The organism is Zavarzinia sp. (genome assembly GCF_041650655.1).
Classification (GTDB): domain Bacteria; phylum Pseudomonadota; class Alphaproteobacteria; order Zavarziniales; family Zavarziniaceae; genus Zavarzinia.
Genome location: NZ_JBAZKR010000126.1, coordinates 1 through 9905 on the forward strand (window position 1 = coordinate 1; position 9905 = coordinate 9905).

Below are 9905 nucleotides of genomic sequence, written 5' to 3' on the forward strand. Positions count from 1 at the left end.
CTCGCCACGTTGCGCGATCTGGCGCAGAAGCACGGCGCCGGCCTGATCAGCATCGGCAACGGCACGGCCAGCCGCGAGACCGACAGGCTGGCCGCCGAACTGATGCGCCGCCACCCCGAACTCAAGCTGACCCGGATCGTGGTGTCCGAAGCCGGGGCCTCGGTGTATTCCGCGTCCGAACTGGCGGCGAAGGAATTTCCCGACCTCGATGTGTCCTTGCGCGGCGCGGTGTCCATCGCGCGCCGGCTGCAGGACCCGCTGGCCGAGCTGGTGAAGATCGATCCCAAGGCGATCGGCGTCGGCCAGTACCAGCACGACGTCAACCAGACGCGACTGGCGCGCGCGCTCGATGCCGTGGTGGAGGACTGCGTGAACTCGGTCGGCGTCGATGTGAATACCGCCAGCGCCGCACTGCTCAAGCGCATCTCGGGCCTCAACAGCACCTTGGCCGGCAACATCGTGGCTTACCGCGATGCCCACGGCGCCTTCAAGTCGCGCGCCGAATTGAAGGAAGTGCCGCGTCTCGGCGACAAGGCCTTCGAACAGGCGGCGGGATTCCTGCGCGTCAGCGCCAGCGAGAATCCGCTCGATGCCTCGGCGGTGCACCCGGAGGCCTATCCGGTGGTCGAGCGCATTCTCATGGACATCAGGCGGGGTGTCATGGAGCTTGTCGGCGACGCGACCACGCTGCGTACGCTCGATGCCCGAAAATACACCGACGAGCGCTTTGGCCTGCCGACCGTGCAGGACATCCTGAAGGAGCTCGAAAAGCCCGGCCGCGACCCTCGCCCAGAATTCAAGGCGGCCATGTTCAGGGAAGGCGTCGAGGAACTCAAGGATCTCCAGCCCGGCATGCTGCTGGAAGGCGTGGTGACCAACGTCACCAACTTCGGCGCCTTCGTCGATATCGGCGTGCATCAGGACGGCCTGGTGCATGTCTCCGCGCTGGCTAATCGCTTCGTCAAGGACCCGCACGAGGTGGTCAAGGCCGGCGACGTGGTGAAGGTCAAGGTGATCGAGGTCGACGCGGCGCGCAAGCGCATCGCGCTGACCATGCGCCTCGCCGATGATCTTCCGGCAAAACCGGCGCCATCGAAGGCAACCGCAAGAGTCGGCGCCGGCGAGACGGCGAATCGCGGCGGCGCCGCCGCCAGGCCGGCCCCGGGGCAGCGCGAAGCGGAATCGTCGGGCGCCATGGCGGCCGCGTTCGCCAAGCTCAGGCGCTAAGGCTTGTCCTCGCTATTGCCGGCAATGCGATAGGCGTTGCGACTCGCCGCCTTTACTTTATAGAGCGCTGCGTCGGCATAGTGCTGCAACGCCTCGACGTCACTGCCATGCTCGGGAAACAGTGCGATGCCGATGCTGCACGTGATGTGCGCGGTGCCGACCTTCAGCTGGAACGGCCGTGCCAACTCGGCGACGATACGCGCGGCGACCTCCTCGACCTCCTCACGAGACGGGACTTCGGTAAGGATGGCGGCGAACTCGTCGCCGCCCACCCGCGCCACCGTGTCGGCTGCGCGCACGCAGACCCGCAGGCGTCTTGCGGTCTCCACCAGCAGCTCATCTCCGGCGGCATGTCCGAACTCGTCGTTGACCGGCTTGAAATAGTCCAGGTCGATGAAGCACAGTGCGAACGCGCGGCCATGCCGCTGCGCCTGCAAGAGGACAACGCGCAGCCGGTCGGCGAACAGCGCGCGGTTGGGCAGGTCGGTGAGCGGGTCGTGGTAGGCCCGATGGCGCAGCGTCTCTTCCAGTTCCTTGCGCTGCGTGATGTCGGTCAGCGTCGCCACGTAGCGCACCGGCTGGGCGCCGCCGGAGATGCGGGCGACGGACATCCAGACGAAGAACAACTCGCCGTTCTTGCGCCGGTTCCAGACCTCGCCCTGCCAACGATTTTCCCGGCTCAGGGTTTGCCACATTTCCTCGTAGAACGCCGGCGGATGCCGGCCCGACTTGATGATCGATACTGCCTTGCCCAGCACCTCGCTCGCGGCATAGCCGGTCATGCGTGAAAAAGCCGGATTGACCTCGACGAAATGACCGCCCGCGTCGGTGACGATGATCGCCTCGGCCGCGTTGCTCAATACGGCAGCGGCCAGTTCGCGATCCGCGAGTTTGCCCTCCAGCTCTGCATTGGCCTCCGACAAGGCATGCGTGCGCTCGGCGATCACCGCTTCCTGCTCCTGAGCGAGGCGCTCCAGCGCCAGCAGATGGTTGCGGGTGCGCCTCACGAGCAAGTCCAGCAGTGCGGCCATCACGGTGAACATCAGGAGATGGACGGCACTGGAACGCAAGCGCACGCCGTCACGAATTGCCAGCAGATCCGCCGCCGGCATGGTGACGGAAACACCGCCGCGAATCTGGCCCAGCCGATAGTTCTGCTTCTCATGGCAGGCCAGACAGGGCTTGGTGATCCGGAGCGGCGCCATGTAGCGATGCACCGGCGCGGCACCGGGAATCAGTTCGACGATCTCGGGCACACCGGCGTCGAAGCGCCGCAGGGCCGCGGCCTCCCAGGGATCTGCGGCATTGGCCGGGCGCAGCGGATTGAGGCTGGTGATGTGCAGCTGGATGCCTTCGGCCTGCTGCGCGATCTCGGCAATCTGCCGGGTCATGTAGGCCGGATTGACCAGCGTCAGCGCGATGCCTTCCCGAGTGACCACGTCGCGCCTCTTGTGATCGAGATAGGGATTGGGCTGGGTGGCTGCCGTCACCGGCACATAGACGCCGCCATGACGGGCATTCCAGTCGCGGGTCAGCTCCACCAGCCGGAACAGCGCCGCCCCGCGCTCGCGCGCCGTCGACAGCATGTTGGCATTCGCTTGCCGCCACTCGATGAACCACGACGCAAACACGCCGAGCGCGACGGCGACAAATACGATCGACGGCCGGAGCCAGAGCCGTGACGGACTGGCATGCATTGACGGCTGATTCAATGGGGCATGCATGCCCCATTATGCATCAGCACCGCCTTGATGAATTCAGCCCCTGACGCGCGCCACCAATGCCTGCGCGTACTGGTCGGTGGTGGCGCTGCCGCCCAGGTCGCCGGTGCGCACCTTGTCCTTGTTGAGGACGTCGTCGATGGCGTTGCGCAGTCGGTCGCCTAGGTCCTTGCGACCGACGTGATCGAGCATCATGCCGGCCGCCATGAGCAGTGCGGTCGGATTGGCGATGCCTTTGCCGGCGATGTCCGGCGCCGAGCCATGCACGGCTTCGAAGATTGCCGCGCTGGCGCCGATGTTCGCCCCCGGCGCCATGCCGAGGCCGCCGACCAGGCCGGCGATCTCATCGGACAGGATGTCGCCGAACAGGTTGGTCGTCACGATGACGTCGAACTGCCACGGGTTCATCACCAGCTTCATGGCGCAGGCATCGATGATGACTTCCTCGAACTCGATCTTGCCCTGATACTGATCCCGGTACATCTGCTGCGCGGTTTCGAGAAAAATGCCGGTCAGCGCCTTCATGATGTTAGCCTTGTGCACCACGGTGACTTTCTTCCGGCCGTTGGCAATCGCGTAGTCGAAGGCGAACTTGAGGATGTTGCGGCAGCCCTGGCGCGTATTGATGCCGGTGGCCATGCCTACGGCATGGGGGTCGCCGTCGATGGGAACGTAATTCTCGTAGCCCATGTAAAGGCCTTCGATGTTTTCGCGGCACAACACCAGGTCGATGTTCTCGAAGCGCCCGCCCGGCACCAGCGACTTGGCCGGCCGCAGGTTGGCATAGAGGTTGAACTTCTCGCGCAAGCGCACGTTGGACGAGCGGTAGCCGCCGCCCGACGGGGTTTCCAGCGGCCCCTTGAGCGCCAGCCGGGTGCGCTCGATCGAATCGAGCGTAACCTGCGGCAGCGGATCGCCAAATGCCGTGACGCCGGCCAGTCCTGCAACCTGGGTGTCCCACTGGAAGGGCGCGCCGAGGGCATCCAGCACCGCCAGCGTCGCGGCGGTAATTTCGGGGCCGATGCCGTCTCCCGGAATCAGGGTGGCAGGGATAAGGGTGGCGCTCATAGGGGTCTCCGCAGTTTCGGCAAGGAACATCGATGGTCTTCGCGCCGCATGAAGATTCCGACCGGCAATGCATCGCTGAATCCGGGCGCGCGTTCTGAATCATGGCACGGCGGGCTGAATAGCCGCTTACAGCCCTCCCGTGGCGGGGCCGGATTATACGCAATCCCTATTCGCCCATACCGAATATCTATCGTGCGTTTCGCGCGGAACGCTCGGCGACCCCAACTCGGCCGCAGGCGGGACTGCTCAGGCGCCCGCGGCCAGCCCCTTGCGCAGAAGCACGGCGACCAGATCATTCAAACTCATCTGCCGTGATTCGGCCAAGCCACGGATTTCCCCGACCAGTTCTGCGTCGAGCTTGACGGCGAAAGGCACCAGGCCCTTCGCCTGGTCCAGCCTTCGCTGTTCTTTGCGATCGAGTGCGGCGCCCCCGGCGAAGCGCTCCGGCGTCCCGGCCTTCTTCATGCGCTCGGTGAGCTTGACGGCCATGTTCTTTGCGAGATCGGTTCTTTTCATTGGGAGGACCCGGGGGAATGGCGGACCGTCATAACCGCCGCTGGAGGGAGGAAGCCTGTCCTGACGCGGACCGGTTTCGACTGATTCGCGCCATTGGCGCGGCTCAAGGAAACCTGGCGACCACTCGAATTGTAGTCAATCCGTCCAGGCCTGGCGCCACAGTGCGATACCGGCTCAAACGACCGGAATTGCGGCACGGGTGGATATCCAGTCGGCAAATGCCGGAGCCTCCATCGGACGCGAAATGAAGTAACCCTGGCCGACATCGCAGCCCGCCGCCGCGAGCCAGGCGAGATCAGCCTCGCCTTCGATTCCTTCGGCGACGACGCTCAGCCCCAGCGCGTGGCCCAGCGCAATCGTCGAGCGGACGATGGCCGCATCCTTCGGCGACGCGGCCAGGGAGCCGATGAAGCTCTGGTCGATCTTGAGTTCATGCACCGGCAGCGACTTCAGGTAGGACAAGGACGCCTGCCCCGCACCGTAATCGTCGATCGAGAGCTTGAGCCCGATCGCCGCGAGTTCGGCCAGATGGGACAATGCCAGCGCAGGATCCTCCATCAGCGCGCTTTCCGTGATTTCCAGGCACAGGGCTGCTGCCGGCAAGTCGTGCGTGGCGAGCAGCCTGCGCATCAGGCCGACAAGGTCGGGATTGAGCAGGTCGCGCGCTGAGAGGTTGGCCGACAGGACCACCGCGATGCCCTGCCGGCGCCATGCGGCCGCCTGCGCCGCCACTTCTTCCAGCAGCCAGGGCGTGATCTCGCGAATGAAGCCGGTCTGTTCGGCAAACGGGATGAACCGGGTGGGCGGCATCATGCCGCGTTCGGGGTGCTGCCAGCGCAGGAGCGCCTCGGCGCCGACGACGCGGCCGGAAGCAAGGGCGAGCTTCGGCTGATAGTGAAGGGCGAATTCGCGCCGCTCGAGTGCCCGGCGCATTTCGCCGATCAGCGACAGCTGCTCCGGGGGCGGCCCGTCGCCGACTTCCCCGGCCAGCGCGTAGCCGCTCTGGCGACGCTTGGCCGAGTACATCGCCAACTCGGCCCGCCGCAACAGGACATCCATGTCGCGACCGTCCGCGGGACGGAAGGCGACGCCGAGGCTGCCACTGACGTCGAGTCGCTGGCCGTCGACTTCGATCGGCTCGTGCAGGGCCGCCAGCAGGCTTGCGGCGAACTTGTGCGCCCACTGCTCATCGACGCCTTCGACGACGAAGGCAAATTCGTCCCCCCATAGACGCGCCAGCATGCCTCGCGGCGGAAGCAGTCCGGCGAGGCGGGCGCCGACCTGCTGCAACAGGCGGTCGCCAACGGGATGGCCGAGGGCATCGTTGATCGGCGCAAAGCGGTCGAGGCCGAGAACCGCGACCGCAGCCGCCGCCGCGGGATCGAGTCCGTCCAGGTATTCTGTCAGCCGGATGCGATTGGGCAGCCCGGTGAGCGTGTCTTCGTACGCCAGCCGTACGATCTTCTGCTCGCGCGCCGCAATGCCGGTACGCATGCTTTCGAAGCCTGCGGCAAGCTGGCCGATCTCGTCCGGCGCCTCGACCGCCACGGCCTCGCTGTAGTCGCCGGCCTCGATCCGCCGCGCCGCCCGGGCCAGAGTATTCAGCGGGCCGGCAATGCGTCGCGCCAGCCCGAAGCTGCCCACCACGAACAGCGCAATGCCGGCCCCCGCAATGAGTTCCAGGATGCGCTCCAGTTCGCGGAATGCCGCCTCGCTGTGCTCGAGCGAATGCAGCAACACCACGCGCGCCTGGGGACCGAACCGCAACGCCACGGCGTGGTAGTTGCGGCCTTCGAGCGCGAGTTGCCGCGGCTGCTCGTCCAGCGCCGCCGCTTGCTGGCCTTTCAGCGCAACGCGCAGCCCCGGCGCCAGCGAACTGGCCTGGATGCCGCCGCCGGCAGTAATGACACTGACATCCAGCCCGCTGGCTCGCGAAAATTCGAGGGCCCAGGCATCCTCGACGGGAAAGCCCATCACCACCCAGGCAATTCGAACCGGCGCCATGATCGGCACCACCACGATCTGGTAGAGCTGCGCGTCGTCCATCAGCGCGACGCCTCCACTGCGGCCGTTCTCCTGCGCCGCACGCAGCAGGTCGCCGAACGGAAAGGGCCGCGCCGCCTTGCCGAGCCGCTGGGTGTCGACCATCACCTGCCCGTCCAGCGAAACGACCATCATGACGCGGGCACCGATGCGCGAGCCGTGGTTGCGCAATACCGAGTGCACCGTGGCGCGATCCTGCGTGGCGATGGCTTCGCGGAACCCGAAATCTCCCGTCAGCACGCTCGCCGCGAGTTCGAGCTGCCGCTGGTCGCGGTCGATCAGACTGCCGAAATTGCGCGCCCCGGCGGCAAGCTGGCGCTGCGACTCCGCCAGGATGATGGCTTCGCCGCTGTGCGCCACGATCAGCAGCATCAACAGCACGACGAAGACCAGCAGGCCGACGAAGACGATCGCGATGCGCCTTTCGAGAGTGCGGAACAGGGTCATCGCTCAGGCATCCATCCGGCAGAAGCCAACTTCAGTAGCCGCCGGCGTCCAGCGGCGGCTTGGGCACGATAAGGCGAGGGGTCAGTTCGAGCGTGTAGTCGACGCGGCGCGCCGCGGCACCGAGGCTTACGTCCCTGTCCGCTGCGGCCGCCTTCTGGCGCGGATGCCAGACACGCAAACGATAGGCGCCCGGCGGCACGCCGTCGATGCGCGCAATTCCATCGGCACCGGTCTTCGCGAACCAGGGAGTGTCCACCACGAGGACATGGGCTGCCATCCAGTCGTGGATGTTGCAGCCGAGCACGACCTCTCCGGTCTTGTCGAAGATCACGGGATTGACCGACTTGCCGGCGTAGAGCTTGATCTCGAAGACCTTCGCCGGCGAGAACGAGTAAACGTGGTGCTTGACCGGATCGTGGTTGGGAAAGTCGATCGACGTACCCTTGCGCACGATGGTCAGGTAGGGAATGAACTCCCGGTCACGCTGCTCGATGGTTGCGTGTCCGCGCGCGGCTGGCGCCGGTCTGCCGGTCGGTTCGAGAACTATCGCCGCATCCGCGACCGGCGCTCCCGCCGGCGATCTGACGGACGCCGTGAGGCTCGCCGCGCCGGCGGCGCAGGCCCACGCCAGGAGAATCCAGGCCAGCAGCGGGCGCGAAGTCAGTCGCCCAGTTTGATGGCCGGCGCGATCTGCCATATTTCGGTGGTCAATACGCCATCGCGATAAACCAGAACGTGCCATACCTTGAGCGGCGTCTTGCCGCCATACTCGGCCTCGGCATCGAGCGACACGCCTTTCGGATTGGCACGGGCGGAGAGCTTTCCGACGCGCACCGGACGCGGCTGCCCGTCATTGCTGACCACGAACTTGGTCCACATCTGGCGAATCTCGACTTTGCCGCGATAGCGGCCCTCGAGTGGCCCGCCCACCCAATCCACGTAGGCATCGTCCGCGTAATCGGCCATCAGCGCGTCGACATTGCCCGCCGCAATCGCCTGCAGGTGAGCCGCGGCCTTCCTTTCGTCGAGCGGCCCGGCCAAGGCCGCCGCAGACATCGCACAGCACAACAGCATCAGGATGCGTTTCACCACGAACCTCCTTGCGCAGCCCGGAGCGGGCCGCTACTTGTTTGTTGCGAGACGACAACATTCTTGACCAGGCCCGGTGCGCCGTCAACCGCGGCACAACCCCAACCCGCCTATTGCGCGGCCCGCAGAGCCGGCAGTGCCGATTGCCGCAGCATCGAGGAAGCGCCCAGCCAGCCGGCGATCACCACCAGCACGGTGCCCGCCAGCAGACCGATGGCCCACAAGGCCGGCTGCGGCAGGTAATCGAGGCGGAAGGCAAAGCGCGCCAGGCCCCAGCCGATGACGCTGGCGGCAATGCCGGCGAGAAGGCCGGCCAGCGCGCCGAGCGCGGCGAACTCGGCGAGCAGCGCTGCGGACAGCTGCCGGCTGCGGGCACCGAGGGCGCGCAGCACCGCCAGTTCGTGGCGCCGCTCGTCGCTGCTGGCCTGCAGCGCCGCGTAGAGCACCGCGAGCCCGGCCAGCACGGCGAAGCCGAACACCAGTTGCACGGCACGCGCGACCTGGTCGATCGTCGCATGCAACTGCCTGACCAGCGCAGCAACATCGATCACGGTGAGATTGGGAAAGGCGCGCACCATCTCGGGAATGACGCCGGCCTTGCCGGCCGGCAGGTGGAAGCTCGTGATGTAGCTGACCGGAAAATTGTCGAGCAGGCCGGGCGGCGACATGACGAAGAAATTGACGCGCATCGAATCCCAGTCGAGCTTCCTGAGGCTGGTGACTTCCGCCTCGACCCGGTTGCCGGCGATGTCGTAGGTCAGGCGATCGCCCAGTTTCAGGTTCAGCGTCTCGGCCAGGCCTTGTTCCACCGAGAACTCTGCCGCCCCGGTGGCGCCGTGCCAGCGCCCGCCGCTGACCGTATTGCCCGCGGGAAGCCGCGCCGACCAGGATAGATTGAACTCGCGATCGACCAGGCGCTGGGCGCGATCGTCGGCGTAGGTCTCCGGACCAACCGCCCTGCCATTGACCTGCACCAGGCGGCCGCGCACCATCGGCTCGAGTTCCGGCGCCGGCAAGCCGCGCGCCTTGAAGAAGTCGGCGATGGCGGCACGCTGATCGGGCTGGATGTTGATCGCGAACCGGTTCGGCGCATCGGCCGGAACGCGGGCCAGCCAGCTGTCGAGCAGATCGCCGCGCGCCACGGTGAGCAACAGCAGCGCGGTGAGGCCCAGTGCCAACGCCACCGCCTGCACCATGGTTGCCGCCAGGCGCCGGCGCAGGTTGACCAGGCCATGACGCCAGCCATAGCCCCCCCCGGACGGGCGCAGCCGGCCCAGCACGGCGAGCATCAGCCGCGCCATCAGCGCGAAGAAGCCGAGCGCGATGAGGAAGCCGGCCAGCACGATCAGTCCCAGGCGCAATTCCCCTGCCATCCACAGCATCAGCGCGGCCAGCACCAGAGCGCCGAGGAGATAGGCGCCGATCGACGCGGGTTCCGAGCCACTCCACTCGCGGCGCAGCACGCGGATCGTCGGCACGCGTTTCAGACGCAGCAGCGGCGGCAGGGCGAAGCCGACGACCAGTGTCAGCCCTACCAGCAGTCCATGCAGCCAGGGCAAGAGCGAAGGCGCGGGCAAGCGGGTCACCAGCAGGCCGGCGAGCAAAGCTTGCAGCGCGGCCTGCACCGCAAAGCCCGCCGCGCATCCCGCCAAGGTCGCGACAAGGCCAAACAGCATGAATTCGCCGCCATGAATCAGCAGCAGTTGCGGACCCGAGGCGCCCATGCAGCGCATCACCGCGCAGCCGTCGAGGTGCCGCCGCATGTAGCGTTCGGCCGCCAGCGCCACGGCCACC

General features: G+C 66.6%; 8 protein-coding genes. 1 reads left to right on the forward strand and 7 read right to left on the reverse strand.

What is annotated here, in order from left to right; all coding sequences use genetic code 11:
• Positions 1–1227, forward strand: a 1227-nt coding sequence (locus tag WC493_RS19775) for a helix-hairpin-helix domain-containing protein (RefSeq protein WP_373067727.1), incomplete at its 5' end; no start/stop codon positions are given.
• Here the strand turns inward: WC493_RS19775 and WC493_RS19780 are convergent.
• From WC493_RS19780 to WC493_RS19810, 7 genes are all read right to left on the reverse strand, one after another.
• Entirely contained in the window at positions 1224–2924 is a 1701-nt protein-coding gene (locus tag WC493_RS19780) for a diguanylate cyclase domain-containing protein (protein ID WP_373067729.1), read from the reverse strand. The genes WC493_RS19775 and WC493_RS19780 overlap by 4 nt on opposite strands.
• Positions 2925–2984: 60 nt before the next feature.
• Complete coding sequence (locus WC493_RS19785) at positions 2985–4016, reverse strand: isocitrate/isopropylmalate dehydrogenase family protein (RefSeq protein ID WP_373067732.1); 1032 nt, start codon at positions 4014–4016, stop codon at positions 2985–2987.
• A gap of 246 nt (positions 4017–4262) precedes the next feature.
• Entirely contained in the window at positions 4263–4505 is a 243-nt protein-coding gene (locus tag WC493_RS19790) for a hypothetical protein (protein ID WP_373067734.1), read from the reverse strand.
• Between the two features lie 201 nt (positions 4506–4706).
• Entirely contained in the window at positions 4707–7022 is a 2316-nt protein-coding gene (locus WC493_RS19795; protein WP_373067736.1) for a putative bifunctional diguanylate cyclase/phosphodiesterase, read from the reverse strand.
• 31 nt (positions 7023–7053) lie between these two features.
• Positions 7054–7719 carry a hypothetical protein gene (locus WC493_RS19800; RefSeq protein WP_373067739.1) on the reverse strand — a complete coding sequence of 222 codons (666 nt, stop codon included), beginning with the start codon at positions 7717–7719 and terminating at the stop codon, positions 7054–7056.
• The gene (locus tag WC493_RS19805) at positions 7683–8111 is read right to left on the reverse strand and encodes a nuclear transport factor 2 family protein (RefSeq protein ID WP_373067741.1); all 429 of its coding nucleotides are present in this window, start codon (positions 8109–8111) and stop codon (positions 7683–7685) included. The genes WC493_RS19800 and WC493_RS19805 overlap by 37 nt, the downstream gene beginning before the upstream one ends.
• A gap of 110 nt (positions 8112–8221) precedes the next feature.
• The coding region (locus WC493_RS19810; RefSeq protein WP_373067743.1) for an ABC transporter permease at positions 8222–9905 on the reverse strand (1684 nt) is incomplete at its 5' end.